Raw genomic sequence first — 25,167 nt, forward strand, 5'->3', positions numbered from 1 at the left:
CGATGAATCGCGCTTCAGTATCCTTCTCCAATTGGCTTATACGCAATGATATATTACTTTGATGCTCGGTGAGCGAGCTATATTTTTCGCGAAGCTCCGCAACCAGGACATCGACTGCGGTCAACTGCGCCCCTAAAGTCTTCCGGCCGGCCTCGCTGCGCTGGCCAACATGGGCAACTGTCCGCTCAATGGATGCTTGCTGAGCAGCAAGATATGCCTCTATCTCTGCCTGGCGTTGGGTCACATGAGCCAGTGCTTTCGCCTGCTGCTCCGCGAGGACGGTTTGTTCTAGGCGGCTCTCGTGTGTAGTTGCTTCATCAACGATGAATCGCGCTTCAGTATCCTTCTCCAATTGGCTTATACGCAATGATATATTACTTTGATGCTCGGTGAGCGAGCTATATTTTTCGCGAAGCTCCGCAACCAGGACATCGACTGCGGTCAACTGTGCTTCTAAAGCCTTCCGGCCGGCCACCAAGCCTTGCGGCTGGTTCTCCAAGTCAGGTAGCCTTCCGTGTAGGCTTTGTCTATGGAGCAGGCTGTCCACCGCCAAACGCGCGGCGTCCAGCGTCGGGGCTTCGAGCAAACTACCCTCGCCTATCATTCGCTTGCGGAGATCGACATCTCGAAAATCGACTGGCCCCAAGGCCATCGGTACGGCGAAAAACTTGGGATTGCAAGCCACCAGGTTGAAGCCTTGATAGTCTGTAGCAACGAGATACGGCTCTGAACTAGATTCTGGCGCGACGGCAGAAACATGCGCTGCCGAGCCGGCCAAACCCTCTTGGAGCTGGACGGGCAGAGACGATTGCTTTTCGAAGACTAGAGTTTTTTTCCGAACTTCGTCGATGCTATCAGCAACAAAGAGAATGGGCGGCAACTCGCGCTCCCCTAAGCGTTCAGAAAACAGTTCAAGGCGGCCGAGCTTCTTCGTGACTGCCAAAAACCGGTCGTCCGCCTTGACTAGATTGTAACAACCAAACTCCTCGATCAATTCGATATGCGGCACCGCAGTTTTCCGCTCGAACGCCAAAACCTTACTGCGAACCGCATCCAAGCTCTCTCCGATAAATATTATCGGGGCTAGATCCCGCTCACCAACACATTCCACTAAGAGATTGATCGGCCCGAGTTGCTTGGCAGCGGCAAAGAAACGATCGTTAAGTTGAATAAGATTGAAACCATCCGTTGCTCCGACGATCTGAGCCCGGGAGTTCTCCAGTTTGTCCGGCGAATCCACATGGCAAGGAATTTCAATGGGCCTTGAGTCAATCTCAACTCCAATCCATTGGGAACCTAAACTCCGGATCGCCCACACCCCCTCCCAGCTCGACACCTCGCCAAACTCAACCGCGACGGCCTCCGTTACCCCGGGATGATAGTGCATCGCGCCCTTCGACGATTCGACAAAGTCCTTGTTTAGATTGAGTGCCGCTAGGTGCTCTGCGGGGTCGACCTGCGTCTTTTTGAGCTCAAGATCATCTCCGCAAACGATTCCGCCGTCTCTCACTAACCGTTTTCCCTCCCTGATATCGGCTCGAACAGCTTCATACGCGTGCGACCCGTCGATATAAACGATGTCATAGCTCGAGCCCGGCAAAGCCGGTAGAATATCGCGCGCATCCCCCACGTGGTGATTCACCATGTGGGAAACGTTCGCCGCACGAATGTTATGAAGAAACAGGTTGAAGATCTTGCCGTCTCTGGCCGCCTGGTTCATCTTCCGATAGTGCGAGCCGGTCTCTATAGCTTCCTCGAAATACGGCTGCCATTTATCGACGCAGGTTACCGTCCCATCTCTCCCCAGCTTTTCCAAGGCCTTCGACCAGGTTATCGCCGAGGCACCTGCCCATGACCCAATCTCAAGAATTTTTATAGGCCCCATAGTTTTCAAGCGCGCTACCGTCCCCACGAGCGCTTCGAGATAGCCGTGCCGAACCGGAGGACTCTGCGTGGCGCGCAACACCGGACCAAAGTAGGGCTTTCCGGTTAGCAGCGCGTCAATCAGTTGATACTCTGACATATGTTCAGGCGAAAGAACTCGGACACTTGACAAAGAAAGCAACCATAAACCGCGCTCCCTATGTCAACACTTCAAAATTTGGCGCAAGATCAAAAAGCCCATCAAAAGCTCTCTCGGTTTCCAGCAACACCACGCAATGGGCCACGGAACGCCGCACGTCCAGCACAGCGCCCCCTCTCGTTCCATCGACTTGAGCCACTCCAATGTCGAAAAAATAATCACTCGGATTGACACTCAGTGAAAACGAAAACTTGTAGACTTGCAACTGGCCCGCCGTTACCGACTGGAGTTTCTCCCCCATCTGATACGTATTGGTCCCGAATATCTCAACCCCTTCGAGAGTCTTAACCGCAAAACCCAACACGGGCGACCGAATGCTGCGATGAAATAGGACCTTAACGTAAAGATCAACTTTCGCGCGAAAACGAAGGATCGCGACATCTCGCTGCCCGTCAGACTCGATGACATAGTCAATAATTTTCGCCTCACCGCTGCCAAAGCGCACCTCGTGCTTATTATAGCCTTGCCGCGTGTGACAAAGATCCTCCGGACTGGATGAGTCGAAAACATCTCCCAGCGTGGGAGCAACTTCCACGTTGCTCGGGATCGTCTCGGCCGATTGGGCATTGCGCAAAGCTCGCGATTTGGTCGAATCTTCAAACAGCAGATCATAGTATCGATCGATAACATGTGCCGGTTCGCCGCTGGTAATCAGCTCTCCGCCGTCGAGCAGAATCGCTCTGCCGCAATAACTCGTTACGAGAGAGGAATTATGGGTAACGAAAATCACCGTTTTTGCTTCGGTCTGAAGATCTGAAAGTCGTTGAAAACACTTGTGTTGGAATTTGGCATCACCCACGGCCAGGGCCTCGTCAATGATTATGACATCGGCACTGACGTGAACTGCGGCGGCGAAAGCCACGCGCAAAAACATACCGGATGAATAGGTTTTTATCGGCTGTTCAAAAAACTCTCCGATATCCGCGAACTCAATGATCTCAGGCATTCGGTTCAGCATTTCATTATGCGATAGTCCCATGAGCGTACCGTTCAACAGCACGTTTTGTCGTCCCGTAAACTCAGGGTTGAACCCGGCACCGAGCTCCAGAAGAGCGGAAACACGCCCATTCACCGTCACTGTGCCTGAAGTGGGCCGCAGTACGGAAGCCATGATCTGGAGCAGGGTCGATTTCCCGCATCCGTTACGTCCCAGGATCCCAAGCCCTTCGCCTTTTGCGATATCCAGACTAATGCCCTTCAGCGCCCAAAACTCTTTGTGGTAATTCTTGCGAAACGGATGAAGGGACTCCTTGAGACGCTCCGCTGGTGAGGCAAAAAGCCGGTATTTTTTTGTTACGTCTATGAGTGATACGGCGATGTCCCGAGCCATATTCGCAGCATTCCTCATAAAACATCGGCAAACTCGGCCTTGAGGCGCCTAAAGACGTAAACCCCCAGCAGCAAAAAGGACATGGCGATCATCCAAAAACGCAACGCCGCACTCCAATCATTCCAGAAAGGCTCTCCGATGAGAAGCGAGTTGCGGTACCCCTGCACGATATAGTAAGCCGGGTTGTAATCGGTTATCCAGTTGTACCGGGTGGGAAGCATATCCTTCATCCAGATGATTGGGGTAATCCAAAACCACAGATTGAGAATCACCAAAAGCCCCTGGCTCAGATCACGATGAAACACCTGAATCGAACTTACCAGCCACGACAGACCAAGAACAAAAACCCCAAGGGCCACATAGTAGTATGGCAATTGCAATAGATACAGGGTAGGTCGATGGCCATGGCTCCAAGTCACGATACAGAGGATAAGAAACAGCACAACGTGAGTGAATGTTTCGGAGAGCCAGTTGACAATCGGTAACACTTCCGTGGGAAAAGTCGTCTTTTTCACGAGATGTGAGTTGCCCGTCACAGCTGATACACTTGCCAGTAGAGTGTTGTTGAACAGAAGCCACGGGATGAGACCGCCAAGAAGGTAAAGAACAAACGGCATACCAGAAGGTCCGACCGCTTTGAAGCCGACGGAAAAGACAAACCAATAGATCAAGACTGTGACGATCGGATGAAAAATCGCCCACAATGGCCCTCCGATGGTCCCAATATAACGGGCTTCCAGATCGCGTTTTGACATAGCCCAAATCATCTCGCGATGTTTGTAAAGCGTCCCTAAAAAATCGGCTAGACGAGACACCCTTGAGACTCCCGCGCATCTACAATTCCCATTGATGTGTGCTTAAAGGCCTGTTTCGCGCAGGATTAGCGCGTGCTGAATTTAAAGTAAGCAGTCACCGTACAAGGGTCCTCTATCTTTGAACGACTAATCATATTCTTGACTTCCTCGGCGTCAAAAACGCGAAATTCCACGTGACCGGTTTCCGCCGGGAAGTACGGTCGAATCGACCGGCATCGCAAAGCTACATAGAGATGCACGCGCGCAGCCAATAAGCCGGCCTCCGGCGTCACCAAGCCAAGCGATCTCAGTTGCTCACGATCGCAACTCAAGCCAGTCTCTTCCTCCAGTTCGCGCAAGGCCGAGCCACTTTGATCGTTTTCACCGACTTCGATAAAGCCGCGCGGAATCTCCCAAGAATCGCTCTGAACCGCATGGCGGTAAACCCGCAGCAGGCCGATCTTGCCGTCAACAACCGGCAGCACCGCGACTCCGGTCACAAAATTCTCCGCCGCTACTTTGGGAGCGACGACAAGATAGTCGTTTACGGCAGCATGGCCGGGAGTCTGGACCGCGTCAAAATAAACGTGAAATCGGCTGTTCTCGCACACCAGCCGCCGTTTGGTTCTCTCGCCATTGACCATCACGGCTCTCGTTTTCCGTTCATACCAGCGCTGGCTCCGGTGCCGCCGCGAGGATTTTTCTTTCCAGTTTGTGCGCCGTCATTTCTCGGATATGGCGCAGCGTGGCGGCGCCGAACTTGGCACCGACCATCTGCAGATACTTGGGATTTTTGAAGTAGGCGTCAAACGCCTGATCGCGGAAGCGCAGCACCTCAGCGCCGGTAAGATACTTGGTCGGCAGCGGCAAGGTGTCGACGGCGTGCTGCGAGTAGCCGGACCATTGGTCTGGCAGCGGCCAGCCCTCTTTCGCAGCCGTTTGGTAGAGCTGCGAGCCGGGATAGGCCATGGCGGAATAAAAATTGGCGAACTCGCAATTAAGCTCAACCGCCATGTCGAGCGTCGCCTGCATGCTGTCATAATCGTCCTCAGGCAGGCCAAAAATATAATTGCCGATGACGTTGATGCCCGCGTTCCGGACCTTATCAATGGTATTAAAAATCAATTCCTGGCCAAACCCCTTATCGACGTCGTCGCGCACCCGCTCGCTGGCGGCCTCAATCCCGAAGGCAAGCCAGTTGACGCCGGCCCGCTTCAACTTATCGAGCATGCCGTCTTTGACGGTATCGACGCGAGCATAGGCCCAGATATTGAGATCCAAACCGCGCTCGACGATCGCATCGCAGATGCCCAGCACATGGCGCGCGTTCAGGACAAACATTTCGTCGGCGATCTTGATGTTGCGCACGCCGTAGTCGCGCGCCAGTTTTTCAATCTGCGCGACAATCGTTTGCGGCTTCCAGAAGCGGTAGCTATTGACGCTCTCATTCCAGCCCGCCTCTTTTTCACCGCTCTTAAACGGCGCTTGAATGCAGCAGAAGCTGCAGCGAAACGGACAGCCAAAGGTTGTGTAAAAAGAAGCGTAGGGCTGGCGTGGCACATCTCCGAAGCAGTGCCAGTTATGCGCCCGATACTTTTTCATCGGCAGAAGATCCCAGGCCATCTCCGGCATCTCGCTGTCGGGGTCTTTGACCAGCGGCGCCGCACCGTTTTGCACGATGCGCCCCTCGGCGCGGTAACAAAGGCCGCGCACGCGCCCCAACTCGACGGGCGTGGCAGACAACGCTTGCAGCAGTTCCAGCAACGTATACGGACCTTCGCCGTTGCAGGTGAAGTCCGCGTCGGTCTCCTTGAGGGTTTGTTCCGGCAGCGCCGCCACATGGCCGCCGACTAGAATGACTTTCTGGTCGGGAGCGAGCTGTTTGATGGCGCTACAGATCGCCGCCGAAGCCGTCATGTTCTGGGTCGACGCCGAGGGTTGGTGGCCGTAGACGATGATGGCGACCAGTCGCGGCGCCGCAGCGCTGACAGACCGAGCGGTTTCTTCGTAGCTGAACTCTTCGGCTTCCGAGTCGAGGATATCCACGCCAAAGCCGCGCCGGCGAATGAACGTGGCCATCAAGCCGGCCCAGACCGGCGACTCGACGGCCGCGAGATTGTCGCTCAACGACTGGTAGATTTGCTTGCGGCTGCCCGGGTGTATCAGCAAGAGATCTAGCTTTCGATGGGTCATAGGATTGGTCCGCTCACGCACCCGCTTTATAGCTCTCGGTCCTCCGGCACGGCGTTCAACAAACTCGTCAGCTTGAGAATTTTCTCCCGCTCGAGGGTCGGGTAGTTGCCGATATAGTAGCCATAGAAATGCACATGGTCGACTTTGGGATACTTCGAGTATTCCTGGTCGCCCAAGCGCTTTCGCAAATAGGGCTGGCGCAGCTGATTGCCGCCGCCGGAAGCGCCGCGGCGAAACTCAACACCGTGTTGGCGCAGCATCTTCTCGACGTTATCGCGGAACCGCGGATTGGCGCGGTTCAAAACCAATGTAAAAGCGTAGTTGCAGCTGCCCTCGGTGGCAAAATCCGTTTGGTACTTCTCGGGGTTGAGGGTTTCGAGAAACAAATTGAGATTGACCGTTCGCGCTTGGTTGTTTTCGTCGAGCCGCTTCAGCTGCGACCGGCCCAGCACCGCGTTGATCTCGGTGCTGCGCACGTTGTACGCCGGGAAGGCAAAAATGAAATCGGGATTGAGATCGCCGTGCTGGCTCGCATAAGCCTGCTTGATTTCCGCCGACTCGGCTTCGCGCACCATGCCGTGCGAGCGCAGCATGCGCAGGACCTGATAAAGGTCGCCATCGTTGGTCGAGATCACCCCGCCTTCGATGGTGCTCATGTGGTGCGCGTAGTAGAAAGAAAAATTCGCCATGAGCCCGAAGGTACCGAGCTTGCGGCCGTTGAACGTCGCACCGTGGGACTCGCACACGTCCTCGATCAAAGGGATTTTTCGCGCCGCCAATTCCCGCAAAAGTTTTTCGTCGAGGCCGTTGTAGCCAAGGATATGGGTCAAGAAAACCGCCCTCGTGCGCGGCGTGATTTTTTCCAACACCTGCGCCGTGTCCATGCCCAGGGAGCGCCGATCGATATCGACAAATACCGGCTCCAGACCGCACTGCAACACCGAGGCGATATCCGACACCCAGGTGAGCGTCGGCACAATAACCTCGCCCGGCCCGGCGGTTTCGCGCAGCGCCGCCATGGTGAGAAGATTGGCCGACGAGCCCGAATTGACAAAAACGCTGTGCTTAACGCCAAGCCATTCGGACCACTCCTTCTCAAACATTCTGACCTGGCTCGACTGCGTCAAAATTGGCGGCTCTTCCTGACGCATGAAATCGATCACCGCCTGGAAGTCCTCGGCGACGATGTTGTTCTGCATCAACGGCCAGTTGAGATTTTCAGCATTCATACAAACTAGAACGGTCCCTTGAACTCGATTTCACGCAGATCGGCGCGCTCATCGGACAACCAATGATTCGCCTTGCCGGTCACGAGATCGCGCACCGCGGCGGCGATGGTCCGGCCGTTGGGATAGTAAGCATCTTCGAGCGTCGGCGCCGGCGGGCAGGTCACCGGCGCAAAACCCAGCCGTTTTACCCGCACCGCGCGCTCGTGCTGCACCTGCTCAATGACGGCAGACACAATTTCGGCGCCAGCGCCGCAGCTAGTCCAACCGTTGTCGACGACACACAAACGGCCGGTCTTACGCACCGAGTTGGCGATCGTATCGATATCGAGCGGTTGCAGCCAAATCGGATCGATCACCTCGGCGCTAATGCCCACTGCTTCGAGGTAATGGCGCGCGCGCAAACACTCCAGCTGCATGTAGGAAATCCCAACAAGAGTGACGTCCGAACCCGTCATCGCGATGCGCGCTTTCCCGGGTGCAACCGCATAAAGAGGTTCTGGCACTGGCCCTTTTTGAAAGTGCAAAATCCGGTGTTCGACGTAAATCACCGGGTCGTTGTCGCGGATGGCGTGAATCAAACAACCTTTGGCATCGTAGGGCGTGGTCGGCGCAACGACTTTCAGGCCCGGGATGTTCATAAAAAACGAATAGAGCCCCTGCGAATGTTGCGCTCCTTGCCCCCAACTCTTACCGATCATCGCGCGCACGACGATCGGCACCTGCACCTGGCCGCCGTACATGTAGCGGCTCTTCGCGGCGATGTTCACCAACTGATTCATCGCCAGCATGAGAAAGTCCATGCGAATGTGGACGTGAATCGGCCGTAGGCCGCCGAACGCCAAGCCAATCGCCACGCCGGTCATCGCGTCTTCGGAAAGCGGCGTGCCGAAGACACGTTCGGCCCCATACTTCTCCAGCAGCCCGCGGGTGGTTCCCTGGATCGCTTTCGGATCGTCCACGTCCAAGCCAAAAATCAACACCGACGGATCGCGCGCCATCTCTTGATCCGTCCCTTCGCGCAGCGCCTCCACGTAAGAAAGTATGCGTTCTTGCGTCACCTAGAGCTCCACTACGTCGGTATACAGTTCCGTCACTTCGGGAAACGGGCTAGTTTCGGCGAACTCGAAAGCCTCTTCGATCTCGGCTTCGACTTCGGCCTCGATGCGCGCGCGCAACGCCTTGTCGACCCGCGCGGCCATCGTCTTCACCGGATCGCTGTCGAGCCACGGCTCCGCTTCGGCGCGCATGCGATAGCCCAACTGATAGTCTTCGCCGGGACCGACATGCTCTTTCCAGCGATAAGCGAAGCACTCGAAGAAAAACGGCCCGGGCTTGCCGGCGCGCAGCTGTGCCACCGCCTCGTGCACGCGTTCGTAAACACGCAGCGCATCGTTATTTTCAATGACCTCCGCCGGCATGCCGTAGGTACGCGCCTTCTCGGCGATATTGGCGAGCTTCTGGCGGCGCGACTGATGAGTGTGGATGGCGTAGAAGTTATTCTCGCAGATAAAAATAATCGGCACTCCCTTCAACGCCGCGAAGTTCATGCTTTCGTGAAACACGCCTTCATCGACGGCGCCGTCGCCGAAAAAGCTGGCAACCACTTGTTGGCTACCGCGCAGCTTGGCGGCATAGGCATAACCGACCGCGTTGGGAATGGTCGTGCCGACCACCGCGGATGCACCCATGGCGCCGGCGCCGAGATCGATCAGATGCATCGAACCGCCTTTGCCTTTCGCACAACCGGTGGCCTTACCGTACAATTCGGCGATCATCTTGCGCAGATCGCCGCCCTTGGCAAGGTAGAGCGCATGGCTGCGGTAGGTGCCGAAGGCGATGTCGTTGGGGCCGAGCGCTTCACACACACCGACCGATGCGGCTTCCTGACCGATGGAAAGATGCACCGGGCTCTTAATCTTATCGGTTGGATAGGCCCGGGCCACTTCCTCCTCTACCCTGCGAATGCGGTAGAGAGACCTATAAAACCGCTCGTGCATCGCCACCTCCTGCTACACTCGCTAGCTGCTGCAGATACCATTGGTAGGTCGCGCGCAAACCTTCGCGCATCGTCGTCCGCGCTTGCCAACCGAGCTCTCGCAGCCGGTTAGAATCTAGCAACTTTGCCGGCATGCCGTCGGGCTTGCTGGTATCGAAAACCAATGTACCACGGTAGCCGACCACTTGGGCGATGGTTTCGGCCAGCTCGCGTATCGACCAATCCTGCCCAACACCGAGATTGATGATTTCGCCGCCGTCGAAGCGGTCCATCAAAAAAACACAAGCGTCCGCCAAATCGGCTGCATACATGAACTCTCGCCGCGGTGTGCCTGTGCCCCAAATGACGACCTCAGGAGCACCGAGTAGCCGAGCTTCGTGGAAACGCCGGATCAACGCGCCGACGACGTGGGAATCGGCCTCGCTAAAATCATCCCCGGGTCCATAAATGTTGGCTGGAATCGCGCTGATGAAGTTGAGCCGATACTGTTGCCGGTACGCTTGGCACAAACCGAGTCCGGCCAATTTCGCCGTCGCGTAAGCTTCATTGGTCGGCTCCAATTTACCGGTCATCAAAGCATCCACGCGCATCGGTTGCGGGCAAAGCTTCGGATAGGCGCAGGAGCTACCGAGATAGAGCAGCTTGTGGACACCGTGCAACCGCGCGCTTTCGATGACGTGACACACCACCAACAAATTATCGAGCATCAACTCAGCCGGAAACTTCTGGTTGGCTGCAATGCCACCGGCCCTACCACCGATCAAGAAAACGTATTGCGGCCTGACTCGGGCAAAAAATTCGTCCACCCGGGCAGCGTCGGTCAAAGGCGGCAAGCCGCGCTCGTCGATGACACTCTTAAAGCCGGCGGCGGCAAGCTGCCGGCGGAGCGCATCGCCGACCAATCCGTGATGATCGGCGATCAAGATTTTGCCATGGGTTTCCATTGGGTCTGCGGCTTACCGCTAGCCTAACACGGGCTCAACGCATTCGTCGATTTCGCCGAGAAAATTATATTGCTGCGAAGCGCGCAATTTGTCTTCCACCGAATAATCCCGCTCAGGCTCGAAAAAAATAATTTGGCTGCCGGAGAATTCGAAATGGAACGGCACGTGAATAAATTTTTTAAGCGCGTCACGGACACGACGCTGCGCGCTCGGCGGCACGTAAAGCAATAAGAATCCGCCGCCCCCGGCGCCCAACAGCTTGCCGCCCAGCGCGCCATGATTGAGGGCGTGAGAGTAGAGCTCATCGACATGGGAATTGGAGACCTTGGCACTCAAATCGCGCTTGACCTGCCAGCCCTCGTGCAGCAGCTTGCCGAAGTCGTTGATGTTGTTTCCTTTGCTCAGGATGGCAATGCCCTCTTCGACCAAATGCTTCATGATGCGCAACTGGCTCTTCTTCGCCTCGACGTCAGTCACGTAGGTCTCGGCGATATTCGACGCGGTGCGTTCGATGCCGGTGTAGAACAGCATCAAATGATTGTTCAACTCGCGCATGCGCTCCGCCGACACCGTCACCGGGCGCACGGTGATCTCGCCATTTTGCGCGAAGCTCACGTGATTCAAACCGCCATGCGCCGCCAGCACCTGGTCCTGCGAGCCCACGGTTTCCTTGATCTTGTCTTGCTCGATTTCTATCCCTTCGAGAGCCAGTTGATGCTTGCTCGGCATCTGGCCTTTGAGCGCGTAGAGCGCGTGCAGCAAGCCGACGGTAAATGACGAGCTCGATCCCATGCCGCTGCGCGCCGGCAAGTCGCCGTCATGATGAATCTCCAGACCGCGATCGATGCCGACGTGGCGCAGCACTTCGCGCACTGCCGGGTGCTCGATCTCATCGGCGGTCTGGCAACTTTCGATCTGCGAATAAACGATGCGAATGCGGTGTTTAAAAAACGGCGGCAGATACCGGCAGGTCAAGTAACAATACTTATCGATGCTGGCGCCCAGCACGGCGCCGCCGTGCTCGTGGTACCACACCGGATAGTCGGTGCCACCGCCGAAAAACGAGATGCGAAAGGGTGTCCGGCTAATGATCATGGATCCGCTCTCCTCCTCCGCCCATCGATCTGCCGACGATCGCCGCCGCCTCAGCTAAATCCTCTACCACGTGGTCAACGACAAGGCGGCTCTGCGCCGCCACTTCGGCGCCGTAGCCAGTGCGCACGAGAAACGTCTCGGCACCGACCCGGCGGCCCATCTCAACATCGCTGGCTTTGTCACCAATGACGATAGTCTGGGCCAAATCGAAACTCAATTCGCGCGCTGCCTGCTCGATCATCCCGGTTTCGGGCTTGCGGCACAAGCAACGATCGTCCGGCACATGTGGACAAAAATAGATCGCGTCAATGGCGACCGCCTCTGCGTCGAGCATTTCCCGCAATCGTGCGTGAATCGCCGCCAAACGCGCCTCATCGAAATAGCCGCGCCCGACCGCCGATTGATTGGTCGCGATCACCAGTCCTAACCCGAGCGATTGCAAATGACGCAACCCGCGGGCCGCTCCTGCAAGCAATTGCACCTGATCGGGAGCGGAAAGATAGTTTTTTTCCTCTATGATTGTTCCGTCGCGGTCGAGAACCACAAAGCGCCGTTTGCTCATGCATGGCTCTTTGCGGCAAAAAAGGCTTCCGCCAAAGCGAAATCTTCCGGCGTGCCGATGTCCAGAAATCGCCCCTGGGTAACAAACCCCATGAGCCCCTGCCCAACCAGTTTCGGGAAAAAATCATACTCCAAAGAAACCATTTTGTCCAGCGGGACCATCTCTAGCACGGCGCGGCGCAAAATATAGACGCCCGCGTTGATTGAGCCAGGCCCCATGTTCGCGCTTTTTTCGCAAAACTGCCGGACGCGCGTTTCAGCATCAATCAACACTGAACCGTAACGGCTCGCGTTGCCAACCTCGGTCAGCAACAGACTCGCCACCGGCTGACCCTCGCAGTACCAATGCCAATACGCCTGCAAGTCCGCGTCGCAATAGGAATCGCCGTTGAGCGCAATGACCGGGTCCGACGTCAATAACGGCAGCGCAAAGCGCAAAGCCCCCGCGGTTCCCAAGGCCTGCGGTTCGCGCGCATAAAACAGTTTGAGTCCCGCGTACTGTGCGCCGAAAGCCGCTTCGATTTGCTCGCCAAGATAACCCGTGCACAGCACCACCGAGCGGCAGCCCGCCGTAGAAAGTTGCTCCAGGAGATAGGCCAAAAACGGCTTGCCGTTGACCTGGGCCATCACCTTGGGCCGATCCGCCACCACCGAGCGCAAGCGCGTGCCCAAGCCGCCGGCGAGGATCGCCGCGGTTACTTGGGAAAGATCGGTTGCTGGCGCCATCACTGGGAAGCAGCTCCGCCGTCAAACCACACTGCGCAACGAGCAGCAGAAACTCAAGCCTTGAGGCCAAGAGAAAATAACGCGGGTGTGCGAGCGAGAAGTGAAATCACGGTTGGCATCGCTGGCGAATAGTCGGCAAAGTCTTCAGATATTTTTAAACTCCGAGCGGCCCATCATGCGATAGCCCTTGAGCAACTCGACAATCCCTTGATCCAACGATCGTTTGGCTTCGAAACCGGCTTCGCGCAGCCGCTGGTTCGACACTATATAGTTGCGCTTGTCGGGGTCCGAGCCCACTTCGGAAAAATGAATATAGAAATTAGGCACATGCTTCTTGATGGTCAGCGCCAACTCCTCTTTGGAGAGATTGGCCGCGTCAAGACCGACGTTGTAGGGACGGCCCTCCATTTTTTTCGAGTTCTCGATGGCGTACGCGAAACAATCCGCTACGTCGCGGATGTGGATGTAGTTCCGCTTGAAGTCCTTTTCAAAAATGACGATGTAGCCGTCGGTCACCGCCGTGTAAGTAAAATGGTTGACCAACAAATCGAGCCGCATGCGCGGCGACAAGCCGAATACGGTGGCCAATCTTAAAGTCACCGTGTTGGGACTCTCCAACAGTAGCTTTTCCGCATCGCTCTTGGTCCGACCGTACAGCGAAATCGGCTCCAGCGGCGTGTCTTCCGTGCAATAAACATCGCCGGTTTGGGTGCCATAACCGCTGTTGGTGGTTGGGTAGACTACCAGCTGGCTCGGCGAGCGCAGCTTGTTGATCATGCGGACCGCATCTAAATTTACCGAGGTAGCAAGCAAGGGATCGCGGTCGCAAGCCGGGGCACCGACAATGGCCGCCAACGGAATAATCACATCGGCATTTTTCACCAAGCGTGAGATTAGCTTCTCATCGCGCACGTCGCCGTTGACAAAATCGAAATTGGGGTTGGCGCAAAAGTGAAATAGCCCATGCTGGCCGTATATCAAGTTGTCGAGCACGGTGACATCGTAAGGTCCGCTCAACAATCGCTCGGTCAGGATCGAACCGAGATAGCCGGCACCGCCGGTGATAAGCACGCGTAAGCTCACAAAAGTTCTTATTAGTTAAGAATTGGAATGTCAGGCTTTCAGACGAAATAGCTTTAGCACACGAGAGCTGGCGCGTAAAGCAAACTGGGCCAAAAATCTTTTGGGCCGCGCTGGCGTATGTACTACGTTCAACGCGGCACTGCGTTGATCATAATGCTCGGCGATGGCGACAGATCGACGCAGACTGCTGATAGCGCTAAAGCCGTGAAACTGCCAAAGACGATCAAGGAGTGAATGATGCCAAAACATCGCGCGTTGCGGATGTACCTGATTTGACTTCTCCGCACATCTCGACAGCCAACAGGCCATCGCTGAATACCTCACCGCGATTCTAGAGGAAAACGACCCTGCCGTGTTGGCCCCCGCTTTGGGTGACATTGCTCGCGCACGGAGCATGAGCGAGACAGCGAAAGCCTCTGTATCACTCGCGAGGCGATCTACAAGGCCTTGCGTCCAATGCACAACCGCGCTTCGATACCGTCAGCCGAGTTTGTGCAGCCCTGGGTGTGAAATTGATAATCCATGCCTAACGCATTCAACAGAATCGTTTTACGAAACTGAAAATTGCCCATTTATAGCTTATTGCGATTTTGTAAAACCTAAAGGAGACGCGACCTTTTTCTTTCCCCAAACGTGGATCGATTAATGGACAAAAGGAATCCGATTTCGAGAAAAACAGATTGAGTTTGTCCCGCTGGTCAGCGTCCCGTTCTGACTCCCCAGACGGGATTGCCTGCACATAGCGTTGGTAAAGCAATAATCAACGCGACGAGAACAAAGCGGCTGCGTGGCAGCTTGGTCATAATAAGTCTTCTCCCAAACACTCGTATCGTGCAATTGAGATTTCCGCACGGATGGCGGGTACGGAGAGAGACTTAAATCAAACCCACCAGCGATGTCCAATAATGCGGTGATAGGCGCGAGCGTTGGCGAGGTATCAGAAATTCTGTGTGTGAGGCATATTTAGAAAGAAGGAGGAGATATGCCGAAAAAACGGAGGAAGGGAATCGAAGGACGGGTAACGATCAAGCCGGAGTTGGTGGGCGGGTACTCAAGGAATACCGAGGCCCACAAAAAATCTGTCAAGCGCCTGACGAGGATAGTAGGAGGGCGGAGTCTTCTTTAATTCAACGGCACGTCCTGCGGTGCGCCGCCGTGGCCGACGACGGCGATGCTGCCATCGACGGATTGGACGATCGACCAGGCGCCGTTCAAGTAGACGGTGATGTCGACCCTGCCATCGCCGTCGAAGTCGGCCGGCACCGGCGTCCATGTCGGACCGCCGTGGCCGACTATTGTATTGCCGCCATCCGACGAGCGCTTGATCGAACATGTGCCGTTCAAGTACACCGCCACGTCGGCTTTGCCGTCACCGTCGTAGTCTGCCGGCACGGGAATATGTGTCGATCCGCCGAGCCCTTCGACGATGAGGCCATCAGCCATGCCCAAGATGGGCCACAGCCCATCGCGGTAGATCCCCACGTCGCTCTTGCAGTCGCCGTCAAAGTCGACGGCCGCCCGGCAGTGGGCGAACTTGGCGACGAAAACATCGGCGGCGCCCGCCGAGGTCAGCGCGGTTTGATTCACCTCGCCTTGGCCGAAAATGACGTTGGCGCCGGCGAATTGACCGGTGGCATAGATGCCCGAGTTATTGACGGCGATGCCCAAGCCCTTGTCGGTGCCGGTGCCGCCGATCAATTTCACCCAGCGAAACAGCCCCCGCGCGTCAAACTTGGCGACAAAAATATCTTCGACGCCGTTAAAGCCCAGGCTGGTCTCGTTCAATTCGCCGGGGCCGAACGTTGTGCCCTGGCCAAATCCCGTTAGATACACATTGCCGGCGCCATCGACCGCGATTCCCTGGCCGGAATCGTTGCTGCCGCCGATCGCGCGCTTGGCCCACTGCAAGAAGCCGTTGGTGTCATACTTGGCGATGAAAACATCTTCGTTGAAATCGCCGGTAAGCGAGGTTTGATTGGGCTGGCCCTCGCCGAAGATCACCACGCCCAGAAAAACTCCGGTAACGTAGCTGCTACCGACGGCATCGACGGCAACAGCGAGACCGCGATCGTTGTTGAATTGCCCGGCACGCCGGGCCCACTGCAAGAGCCCGTTGGCATTGTACTTGGCGATAAAGAAATCGGTGCTGCCACCCAATGGGGCGCTGAGCTGGGTTTGATTCGCTTCACCGGCGCCGAAGGTGGCCGTCAAACTGAAATTGCCGGTCACGTAGCTATTGCCCGATGCGTCGATGGCGATACCAAAGCCGATATCGCTGCTGCCGCTGCTGATTTGTTTTGCCCATCTTTGTCTTTTTCATCCTTGGCCATTTTGCGTTCTTGCTCTATGAGAAAATCAAAACCGCTCCCCATATCAACTTCGGCGAGCGATTTTTCGCCGCAGCTTGGGCAGTCATCATTGCGTTTTCTTTCTACAACGGCGGTTTCTTGCTTGGCTACGAGTATGACGGCTGGGTCAATTGGTGCCTTTACCTGTTCACTACGTTGAGCATTCCCTATCTATTTCCCTTGACCCGCGATTCCAAATTCGACAACTTTCTCGGTGAGTTCTCCTATCCGGTCTATCTGATTCACCCGGTGATCATTCAATTCGAGTTTCAGCATGTCGCCGTGCCGGCCGCGCTGCACTACGTCAACATCATTATTGACGTTTTCCTTCTATCGTATCTGATGATTCGTTGGATCGACCGACCGATCAACAAGATTCGCGCCCGCATCAGCGGCGCGGCTTGGGCAGGATCGGGCCCTTTACCGGGAGCCTCGCCAAATCAGGAGTCCGTTTTTCCTGTAAAGCTTTCGCGCAATTGAGTGACAACAAGGACGGCATCTGTTACAAAAGGATGTGTCATGGAAGACCGTATAGCAGAACCACGCGCATGCCAGCCGCCTTTACCATTATCATTCCCACGAAAAATCGCGCCGATTCGGTAGCTAAGCTGTTAGCAAGCATCGGCCGGCTCGAAGGCTTGGTGGCGGCGCTACGCCCGGAAATCATCGTCAGCGACAATGACTCGCACGACGAGACCGCACAGACACTGGAAACCATCGCGAAATGCTTTCCGGTAGCGCTGCGCAGGATCAAGAGTCAAAACCCGGGGAAATCGGCGGCCATCAACGAAGCCCTGCGCATTGCCGAGGGCAAAACGTTAGCGTTCCTCGACGACGACGTGATCGTTGACACGCAGTGGTTAGTGGAGGTCGAGAAATTTTGTGCAACCGAAAAGCACAAAGCCGGTCAGGGACGCATTCTCTTGCAGGCGCCGGAAGCCGACGATGAAAACCTACAAAAGCTGCTCCGGCGCTATCGCACGATTCCGTATGTAAACTTCAAACCCAGCACGGCGGAAGTCCATTCACTCAACGGCGCCAATTTCGTCATTGACCGCAAACTGCTGCAGAGTCTCGGCGGTTTTGATGAGCGGCTCGGTCCAGGAGCGTCGGGCACTTCAGAAGACGTGGAACTGGCGCAAAGAATCCACAAGGCGGGCTATCGGATCGGCTATATGCACGACGCCATCGTCCATCACAGCATCGATCGAACGCGTTTGACCGAGGAATATTTCAAGAAAGTTCATCGCCGCCAAGGTGCCAGCCGATCGCTGATAAAAGGGCGCGGCAGCGCTCATATCTGGTATGACCTGTGCCGCGCCTCGGCCGGTTACCTATTTCATAAGTCGTTTGGCGACGAACGAAAATCCTACCGCAACAAGGGCCGCGTCTATCACTACCTCGGCATGCTCGAGGCCAAACGCCGCCAAAAAGCCGGTCGTTAATCGCTGGCGTTTACTTGAGCGTGCTTTTCGACGCCCCTAGTCCGAGTAAGTTGAAATCGAACTTAAACGTCGTCTTCGACGGGTTGATGTTGTGGCGCAGACCGAGCGTCACCGACCAGCACTCACAGGTGGAGAGGACTTTCGACGCGGCGCTGAAACCGATGAAGCGGTTGTCACGCGCGTCGTAGGTGCTGCTAAAATAGACCAGCATGTTATCGAGCAGATGATAAAGCAGCGTCGAACTCAGGCTGCCGGCGATATTCTTGTTAAACGAGGCGCCCGGGCAGCGCGGGTCGACGGTGTGCCTCACGCAATCGGCGGGTCTATCGAGATCGACGTTGGCGTCCTCGACCAAGAAACCGTTGGGGCCGGCGCGTAGGAAAGAATAGGTCACGCTAAACATGTTGGGCCGATTAAAATCGAAATCTAGGCTGCGCTTGGGCAGTGGCCGCGGATCGACGAGCGAGAATGTCGTTCGCACGTTGGAGATATTCCACGACCCGGGGTCGATGCCGCCGAGTAAGGTCATGTTGACGAACGATGCCGGCGCGAACCGCAGGTCGATGCCCATGTCGGTCAAGCTATCGCCGCCGCGCCGCGCTCGGTCGATGTCGTAGCTGAGCGCAAGCTTCAGCGAAGCTAGCTCGCGCATATCGACGGTGCCAAAGGCGCTAAGATTTTCCGAATCTTCAGCAAAGGCCATCAACGGAGTGAAGGGTTTGCCCCAAAAACGGTTGGCCAGCGCAAACGTCAGCACATTGCGCCGGTTGACTCGGTCGACTGCATCCATGATCGGAATCCGGCTCTGATCGATGCTCGGGGCAAACAGGTAGCTCACTTCCGGTTCGATCACGTGGCGCACGCCTTTCACGCCAAGACCCGTCCAATCGAAGATCCGGCTCAGCGACGTCGCCACGTTGGCGCGCATCTCGACGGTCTCGCGGGAGACGTTGCGCGTCCCCGATTTCACCGGCGTATAGAGATGATAAAGGGTCTCGCGCGGCGCCACGCTGAGCGCGCCGAAAACATAGGAATTAAAGTTATAGGGTAAGGCCACCTCGGGGCGTATGTCGAGCCGCAGTGCGTCGCCTCCCCTGCGGCGCAGATAGTTCACCGTTTCGGTGCGCCAGCGAAACTCTAAAGGCAGGGTATCTAAAAACCGCCGCCCCCAAAAAGCCAGCTGCGGCGTGCGCTGCAACGTGACCGAGTCTTTCTGAATAAAGTCCTGATAGAACTTCAATTCACCCCGAAGGAAGGTGTCGCTCCATCCTCTAAAAACGCCCATGCGCGATTCACCGAAACGGCTGACGCGAATTTTTCCTTCCTGGAGGGCGGGCAAGTCGAAACGCTCCACTAGCTCGCGGGCGAAAAGGTCATCGCGGTAAGCGGCAAAATCGCTGTACGTGAGCCAATCGTAGGCCGTCATGTAACGGTGCGTGCCGATAATACTCCAGCGGTTCTTCGCGATGTCTTGATCGGCGATGGTGCGATTGACGACGTCGTCTCGCTCGTTCTTGCGCAAGTTCTCATTGAAGTAGGACGCGTTCAAGCGAAAATCGTTTTGATCGCGAAAGATCGTCCGAAACTCGCCCCATAGGCCGGCCCGGGCGCGGGACTCAACGCTGGCAGCGACCGTCATATCGGTGCTCTTGGAAATCGCCCAGAAAAACGGCTGCTGAAAGCGAAAACCCTCACGGGTGGAATGGCCAAAGTTGGGCGTGAGAAATCCGGTTTGCCTTTCGGTGCGCAGCGGAAAGAAAGCGTAGGGGAAGTACATCACAGGCACGTCCATGATGTAGAAGTAACCGTTCTTAATCGTGCCGAGCCCCTCCAGCGTCAGGTCCATCTGGTCGGCGGAGAATTTCCACGACGGCCGGCTGCCCGGCTCGCACAGACAGGTTGTGAAAAAGCCATCATCGACGTGGTACGACTGGCCTTCGAGCTTCTGCAGCCGGCGCCCCATCATGCTGATGTGGCCTTCTTCAATGAACAGATCGCCGTTGTGAATCGAGCCGGTCTCGCGTCCCAAGTTGAAGTCAATGGCGTCGGCGGAGCGTATTTTCCACTCGGGATCATCCAGTGAGACCTTGCCTTTGGCGCTGACGTCCTGGGTGGCGCGATTCACCTCCACTTCGTTGGCTTTTAGGGTTGTCTGATCGCGCTTGATCTCAACGTTGCCGCTGGCCTCGATGCGGTTGGCGCCGTTGCCTGACGACAATTTATCGGCGGTGACGTCGATCTTCTCGGGACCGCTGGCAGCGGAACGGCGCTGGCTGAGCTGAGCTTCGGCGGCTGACAGCGGCAGGAGATGCCCCAACGTAAGCGCTAAGACCAGTCGATAGAGGAGCTTCAGTCTCATTGTTGGTGAATTGAATCGATCTATGCCGCGCCCGCGGACAGTTTAGCGGCAATCGCCTGAGCTGCAGGGCGGATCTCACCGAGGAGATAAAGCGAGCCGGCGATCATCACGATGTCGTCGGCGTGGGCGCTAGCGACCAGCGATTCCAAGGCGTCCTGTGAATTTTCGATGACCTGACAGGGTCGCTTGGCTTTGACGTAATCCGCCAAACTAGCTGGGTCGGCGCTGCGCTCCATGGCAACTCGAGTGAAAACAAACTCCTGCGCGTGCGGCACGAGGGTATCCAAAATCAACCGCCAATCCTTATCCTGCATGGAGGCGAAAAGGAATTTTACCTTTCGCCCGCGACGAAAGCTTTCAAGCAGATCCGCCAGCGCCTTCGCCCCTTCGCCGTTGTGCGCGCCGTCGAGCACGATGGTTGGTGCCTCGCAGAGCACCTCGAAGCGCCCGGGCCAACGCACGGTGCGCAGTCCCTCCCGAATCACCGCCTCGCTGACCGGCACAGACGGTCCAGCGATCTCCAACGCGCTCAGCGCCACCGCGGCATTGGCTTTTTGATGCCGCCCGCGTAGCGCTACCGATAGTTCGAAATATTCCTCTTTTATACCCTTATAATCGAAGTGGTCATCTATACCCTTATAATCGAAGTGGTCATCGTTTTTCAAAGCAAAATTGTATTCTGAATTGAGAAAATAGCACGGCGCCCCTCGCTCATTTGCAATCTTTTTAACGACTTGCACCGCCTCGGCAGGCAGGGCGCCACAGGTAACCGGGACCCCAGCCTTAATGATGCCGGCCTTTTCCCGAGCAATCGAAGCCAGGTCCGAGCCCAAATAAGCCTCGTGGTCTTTTGAGATAGTGGTGATCGCCGAAGCGATGGGCCGCACCAAGTTGGTGGCATCTAGCCGCCCGCCAAGGCCCACCTCGATGACACCAACATCGATCTGCTGCCGGGCAAAGTGAACGAACGCCATCACCGTGACAAATTCAAAATAGGTGAGCGGAATACGGGCGCCATCGATTCGATCGCGAATTTCAGCGGTGAGGCTGACCACCTCATCGGGGGTAATCTCTTTCTCGCCAATGCAAATCCGCTCGGTAAACGAAACCAGATGCGGTGAGGTGTAAAGTGCCGTGCGATAGCCGGCCAGCGAAAGGATGCGATGCAAGATCGCCGACACCGAACCCTTGCCGTTGGTCCCAGCGATGTGGAACGAAAGAAATTTTTTCTCTGGATGGTCGAACAGACCGAGCGCGCGCTCCATGCGATCGAGACGCAGATCGATCTCGCCGCCGCGCAGGCCGTAGAGCCAGTTGAGGATTTCCGAGTATTTGTCCATGGCAATCGCGGCGCGTTGCTCGTCACGGTGCCTGTGGCCGTTAAGGAACTACGCGCTCACGAGCAGCAAAACATTAGTGACAAAGGACAAGCGCTAAGTCACGCAGCACGAACCCGCTTCGTCCGGCGCATCGCCCGCTTGAGCGAGGCGATAAATGCGCCCGCGCTTTTGGCCTTGGCATCGTATCCTTGCGCCGCTTCAATCTTAGCCACCAACGCGCTGCCGACCACCGCGGCATCGGCGAACTCGGCGATCGCCGCCGCCTGCTTGGGCGTCGAGATGCCAAAGCCCACGCCCACTGGCAATGAGACCGCCTTGCGCACTCGGGCGACGCGGCCACGCAGGTCGTCGTCGAGGGAGCGGCGCGCCCCGGTAACGCCGGTGACCGAAACATAGTAAACGAAACCACGGCCGCGCGGCGCCACCAGGTTGATTCTTGCGCCATCGCTGGTCGGCGCCAAAAGAAAGATCAAATCGAGTGCGCAGTCGTCGGTCCAACGTTTGAGCTCGCCGCTTTCCTCCGGCGGCAGGTCGACGCAGAGCACGCCGTCGGCGCCGGCGGCGGCCGCTTCGCGGCAAAACTTCTCCAGGCCGTAGCGAAAAAACGGATTGAAATAGCCAAATAAAATCACCGGCACCTGCGAGGTTTTGCGAAACTCACGCAGCGTCGAAAAAATCTGCGGCAGCGCCAGACCATTCTTCAATGCCCGCTCCGACGAGCGCTGAATCGTCGGTCCATCGGCGGTCGGATCGGAAAACGGGATGCCCAGTTCGATGCAATCGGCGCCGCCCGCTTCCAGCGCCCGCAAGATTTTCAAGGTCGTTGCAAGATTGGGATCGCCCGCCGTAATAAACGGAATCAGCGCCGCTTCACCGCGCTTTCGAAGCTCTGCAAAAGTTTTTTCAATGCGACTCATAAAGTCATAGAAGCCCGTTCAACGTCGTCCTACAGTTTCACTCCCAGATAATCCCCCACGGTCAACATATCTTTATCGCCGCGGCCTGAGAGATTGACGATGATGGTCTGCTGCTTGCGCATTTTCGGCGCGATGCGCATCACCGCGGCGATCGCATGGGCGCTTTCCAGCGCCGGAATGATGCCTTCGGTCTGGGCGAGATATTGAATCGCCGCAATCGCCTCGTCGTCGGTGGCAGAGGCGAACTGCGCGCGGCCGCAGTCGCGCAAATAGCTCAGCTCCGGCCCGACGCCGGGATAATCGAGCCCCGCGGCCACGGAATGGGTTTCGCGAATTTGCCCCGCGCTATCTTGCAGGACGTAGCTCTTGCTGCCGTGCAAAACGCCGACCGCGCCGCCCTGAATCGAGGCGGAATGCTTGCCGGTCTTGAGGCCGCGACCGCCCGCTTCGACGCCGATCATTTTTACCTGGCGATCGCGCACGAAAGGAAAAAACAAACCCATGGAATTGCTGCCGCCACCGACGCAGGCAACCAGCAGATCCGGCAGCTTGCCCTCTTTTTTGAGTATCTGCCGGCGCGCCTCGCGGCCGATCACCGACTGAAAGTCGCGCACCATCATCGGATAAGGATGCGGCCCTGCGACCGAGCCAATGAGATAATAAGTGTTGCGCACGAAGGTCACCCAATCGCGCAGCGCTTCGTTCATGGCGTCCTTGAGCGTCTGGCTGCCCGAGTCGACGACGCGGACTTTGGCGCCCAACAGTTTCATGCGAAAGACGTTGAGCGATTGACGGGCGACGTCCTCTTTGCCCATGAAGACTTCGCATTCGAGGCCAAAGCGCGCCGCGACGGTGGCTGTCGCCACACCGTGCTGGCCGGCGCCGGTCTCGGCAATGATGCGCTGTTTGCCCATGCGCCGGGCCAAAAGAATCTGGCCAATGGTGTTGTTGATCTTGTGCGCGCCGGTGTGGCAGAGGTCCTCGCGCTTCAGATAAATTTTCGCGCCGCCGAGTTTTTGCGTCATGCGTTCGGCGAAATAGAGCGGCGTGGCGCGCCCGGCGTATTCGTTCAAATAATAATTGAACTCTTCGTGAAACGCCCGGTCGCGCCGTACTTTCGCGTAGGCGCGCTCCAACTCGGTCAGCGCCGGCATCAAGGTTTCAGCGACGTAGCGGCCGCCGAAAATGCCAAAGTGACCGCGCCGGTCAGGCACCTTTGGCAGCAAGGATAAATTCTTTGAGCTTTTCATGATCTTTTTTACCTGGACTGCTTTCCACTCCGCTGCACACGTCGACGGCAAACGGCCGCACCTGGCGCACCGCTTCGACAACATTATCGACGTTCAGACCGCCCGAGAGTATCAGCTTGCCCGCATCTTGCCCATCGAGCCACTGCCAAGGAAACCCGGTTCCCGACCCACCGTACCCGGCCGACCAGGAATCGAGCAAGTAATAATCGGCCGGAATCGCGGTTATGACGGACAACGACTCTCGGCTCTTCATGCGCACGGCCTTGATGACTTTGAGTTCCCAGCCACGACAGTATTCGGCCGTTTCCTCGCCGTGAAACTGCACGGCGCTGTACATCTGCCGGTCACCTAACGCGCCGCACTCCAAGGTTGCCGTAACTTTCTCGCGCTCCTCGTTGACGAATAGCGCGACATTGAAACAGTTACGCGGCAATTTTTCCAATATCGAGCGCGCCGCCTCAGGGCTGATGCAGCGCGGACTCGGCGGATAGAAGTTAAACCCCAGCATATCGGCGCCGAACTCCAGCGCCTTTTCGGCATCGACGAGACTCGTGATACCGCAAACTTTGACTCTGACGTTCATACCAACTTGAAAGCAGCCCCGACGAAATCTGGAATCTGAAATTTGAGATTTGAAATTCCGAGCAATCGCAAGGACACACCTCGCTCGCCCCCCGCCGATGGTGGTATCTTCAACTGCGCAAGAGAGCGCTCAGCTTCTCCCCCGGCTGCGGCGCGCGCATCAACGATTCACCGATCAAAAAAACATGCACGCCCAATTTCTCGACGCGGCGAATCTGCTCTGGATTATCGATGCCGCTCTCGCACACCGCCGGCACTCCGGCAGGCAGACGCGGCACCAAACGCTCGGTGGTGCCGATATCGACGTTGAACGTCTTCAGATCGCGATTGTTGATGCCGATCAGCTGCGCGCCCGCTGCGCGCGCCGCCTCGAGTTCATCTTCGTTATGCACTTCGACGAGCACGTCCAGTCCAAGCTCGTTGGCCTGAACGCGCAGCTCGCCCATTAAATGGCCGTCGAGCATCGCCGCGATCAGCAAGATCGCATCGGCGCCGAAGCTTTTCGCTTCGGTCAATTGATAGGGGTCGAGCATAAAATCTTTGCGCAAAAGCGGGACCGAGACCGCGTCATGAATCTGCTCCAAGTAGTCCAAGCTGCCTTGAAAAAACTTTTCTTCGGTCAACACCGAAATCGCGCTGGCGCCGTGGCTCGCGTAGTCTTTGGCGATAGAGACCGGATCGAAATCTGCCCGAATCAACCCCTTCGACGGCGAGGCCCGTTTGATTTCGGCAATGATCCGCCGCGTCGTTCCCGTCAGGCTGCGCGCGAAGCCCCGAGTCGGCGCGGCAAACAAGCGCCGCGCGCGCAGTTTCTCCAGCGGCATCTCACGCTTGCGCTGGGCCACCGAGGCGCGCACGTGCTCGGTGATGTTGGCGAGAAATTCTGCCATGC

General features: G+C 56.7%; 22 protein-coding genes and 1 pseudogene. 3 read left to right on the plus strand and 20 right to left on the minus strand.

Going from position 1 to position 25,167, the window contains the following annotated elements; genetic code table 11:
* The 13 genes from FJ145_12045 to FJ145_12105 form a co-directional block, all read right to left on the minus strand.
* Positions 1-2,023 (minus strand): hypothetical protein (locus FJ145_12045; protein MBM4262147.1); only part of this gene is annotated, 2,023 nt, incomplete at its 3' end.
* A 58-nt stretch (positions 2,024-2,081) separates the two neighbouring features.
* Positions 2,082-3,431, minus strand: a complete 1,350-nt coding sequence (locus FJ145_12050; GenBank protein MBM4262148.1) for an ABC transporter ATP-binding protein — start codon at positions 3,429-3,431, stop codon at positions 2,082-2,084.
* Complete coding sequence (locus FJ145_12055; protein ID MBM4262149.1) at positions 3,428-4,228, minus strand: ABC transporter permease; 801 nt, start codon at positions 4,226-4,228, stop codon at positions 3,428-3,430. Before FJ145_12055 ends, FJ145_12050 begins: the two co-directional genes overlap by 4 nt.
* A gap of 65 nt (positions 4,229-4,293) precedes the next feature.
* Positions 4,294-4,851, minus strand: coding sequence for an NUDIX hydrolase (locus tag FJ145_12060; GenBank protein MBM4262150.1), 558 nt, complete (start codon positions 4,849-4,851; stop codon positions 4,294-4,296).
* A 19-nt stretch (positions 4,852-4,870) separates the two neighbouring features.
* Positions 4,871-6,400, minus strand: a complete 1,530-nt coding sequence (locus FJ145_12065) for a radical SAM protein (protein MBM4262151.1) — start codon at positions 6,398-6,400, stop codon at positions 4,871-4,873.
* Positions 6,401-6,426: 26 nt separating this feature from the next.
* Complete coding sequence (locus FJ145_12070) at positions 6,427-7,629, minus strand: CDP-4-keto-6-deoxy-D-glucose-3-dehydrase (GenBank protein MBM4262152.1); 1,203 nt, start codon at positions 7,627-7,629, stop codon at positions 6,427-6,429.
* Positions 7,630-7,634: 5 nt separating this feature from the next.
* Positions 7,635-8,627, minus strand: coding sequence for an alpha-ketoacid dehydrogenase subunit beta (locus tag FJ145_12075; GenBank protein ID MBM4262153.1), 993 nt, complete (start codon positions 8,625-8,627; stop codon positions 7,635-7,637).
* A 60-nt stretch (positions 8,628-8,687) separates the two neighbouring features.
* Positions 8,688-9,626 carry a thiamine pyrophosphate-dependent dehydrogenase E1 component subunit alpha gene (locus FJ145_12080; protein MBM4262154.1) on the minus strand — a complete coding sequence of 313 codons (939 nt, stop codon included), beginning with the start codon at positions 9,624-9,626 and terminating at the stop codon, positions 8,688-8,690.
* Positions 9,607-10,569, minus strand: a complete 963-nt coding sequence (locus FJ145_12085; GenBank protein MBM4262155.1) for a GDP-L-fucose synthase — start codon at positions 10,567-10,569, stop codon at positions 9,607-9,609. The genes FJ145_12080 and FJ145_12085 overlap by 20 nt, the downstream gene beginning before the upstream one ends.
* Positions 10,570-10,587: 18 nt before the next feature.
* Entirely contained in the window at positions 10,588-11,664 is a 1,077-nt protein-coding gene (locus FJ145_12090; GenBank protein MBM4262156.1) for a kinase, read from the minus strand.
* Positions 11,654-12,226, minus strand: coding sequence for an HAD family hydrolase (locus FJ145_12095; protein ID MBM4262157.1), 573 nt, complete (start codon positions 12,224-12,226; stop codon positions 11,654-11,656). Before FJ145_12095 ends, FJ145_12090 begins: the two co-directional genes overlap by 11 nt.
* On the minus strand, positions 12,223-12,951 hold the full coding sequence (locus FJ145_12100; GenBank protein ID MBM4262158.1) for a galactokinase: 729 nt from the start codon (positions 12,949-12,951) through the stop codon (positions 12,223-12,225). The genes FJ145_12095 and FJ145_12100 overlap by 4 nt, the downstream gene beginning before the upstream one ends.
* A 144-nt stretch (positions 12,952-13,095) precedes the next feature.
* On the minus strand, positions 13,096-14,034 hold the full coding sequence (locus FJ145_12105) for an NAD(P)-dependent oxidoreductase (protein ID MBM4262159.1): 939 nt from the start codon (positions 14,032-14,034) through the stop codon (positions 13,096-13,098).
* 230 nt (positions 14,035-14,264) lie between these two features.
* Here FJ145_12105 and FJ145_12110 point away from each other — a divergent pair.
* Positions 14,265-14,564 (plus strand): annotated as a pseudogene (locus tag FJ145_12110) (putative addiction module antidote protein).
* 592 nt (positions 14,565-15,156) lie between these two features.
* Here FJ145_12110 and FJ145_12115 read toward each other — a convergent pair.
* Entirely contained in the window at positions 15,157-16,326 is a 1,170-nt protein-coding gene (locus FJ145_12115) for a hypothetical protein (protein ID MBM4262160.1), read from the minus strand.
* A 5-nt stretch (positions 16,327-16,331) separates the two neighbouring features.
* Between FJ145_12115 and FJ145_12120 the strand changes: the two genes are divergently transcribed.
* The gene (locus tag FJ145_12120) at positions 16,332-16,862 is read left to right on the plus strand and encodes a hypothetical protein (protein ID MBM4262161.1); all 531 of its coding nucleotides are present in this window, start codon (positions 16,332-16,334) and stop codon (positions 16,860-16,862) included.
* A 32-nt stretch (positions 16,863-16,894) separates the two neighbouring features.
* Positions 16,895-17,827: a glycosyltransferase gene (locus FJ145_12125; protein MBM4262162.1), complete on the plus strand. Its 933-nt coding sequence runs from the start codon at positions 16,895-16,897 to the stop codon at positions 17,825-17,827.
* A 10-nt stretch (positions 17,828-17,837) separates the two neighbouring features.
* Here the strand turns inward: FJ145_12125 and FJ145_12130 are convergent, their stop codons facing one another.
* The 6 genes from FJ145_12130 to trpC all read right to left on the minus strand — a co-directional run bounded on the left by FJ145_12130 (position 17,838) and on the right by trpC (position 25,165).
* Positions 17,838-20,186 (minus strand): LPS-assembly protein LptD, encoded by a 2,349-nt coding sequence (locus FJ145_12130; GenBank protein MBM4262163.1) that lies wholly within the window; start codon positions 20,184-20,186, stop codon positions 17,838-17,840.
* A 20-nt stretch (positions 20,187-20,206) separates the two neighbouring features.
* On the minus strand, positions 20,207-21,526 hold the full coding sequence (locus FJ145_12135) for a bifunctional folylpolyglutamate synthase/dihydrofolate synthase (GenBank protein ID MBM4262164.1): 1,320 nt from the start codon (positions 21,524-21,526) through the stop codon (positions 20,207-20,209).
* 98 nt (positions 21,527-21,624) lie between these two features.
* Complete coding sequence (locus FJ145_12140) at positions 21,625-22,443, minus strand: tryptophan synthase subunit alpha (GenBank protein MBM4262165.1); 819 nt, start codon at positions 22,441-22,443, stop codon at positions 21,625-21,627.
* A gap of 29 nt (positions 22,444-22,472) precedes the next feature.
* The gene (gene trpB, locus FJ145_12145) at positions 22,473-23,693 is read right to left on the minus strand and encodes a tryptophan synthase subunit beta (GenBank protein ID MBM4262166.1); all 1,221 of its coding nucleotides are present in this window, start codon (positions 23,691-23,693) and stop codon (positions 22,473-22,475) included.
* The gene (locus FJ145_12150) at positions 23,650-24,276 is read right to left on the minus strand and encodes a phosphoribosylanthranilate isomerase (GenBank protein ID MBM4262167.1); all 627 of its coding nucleotides are present in this window, start codon (positions 24,274-24,276) and stop codon (positions 23,650-23,652) included. Before FJ145_12150 ends, trpB begins: the two co-directional genes overlap by 44 nt.
* A gap of 109 nt (positions 24,277-24,385) precedes the next feature.
* Positions 24,386-25,165, minus strand: coding sequence for an indole-3-glycerol phosphate synthase TrpC (trpC, locus tag FJ145_12155; GenBank protein MBM4262168.1), 780 nt, complete (start codon positions 25,163-25,165; stop codon positions 24,386-24,388).
* Between the last annotated feature and the right edge of the window lie 2 nt (positions 25,166-25,167).

It is taken from the genome of Deltaproteobacteria bacterium, assembly GCA_016874755.1.
Lineage (GTDB): Bacteria > Desulfobacterota > Binatia > UBA9968 > UBA9968 > DP-20.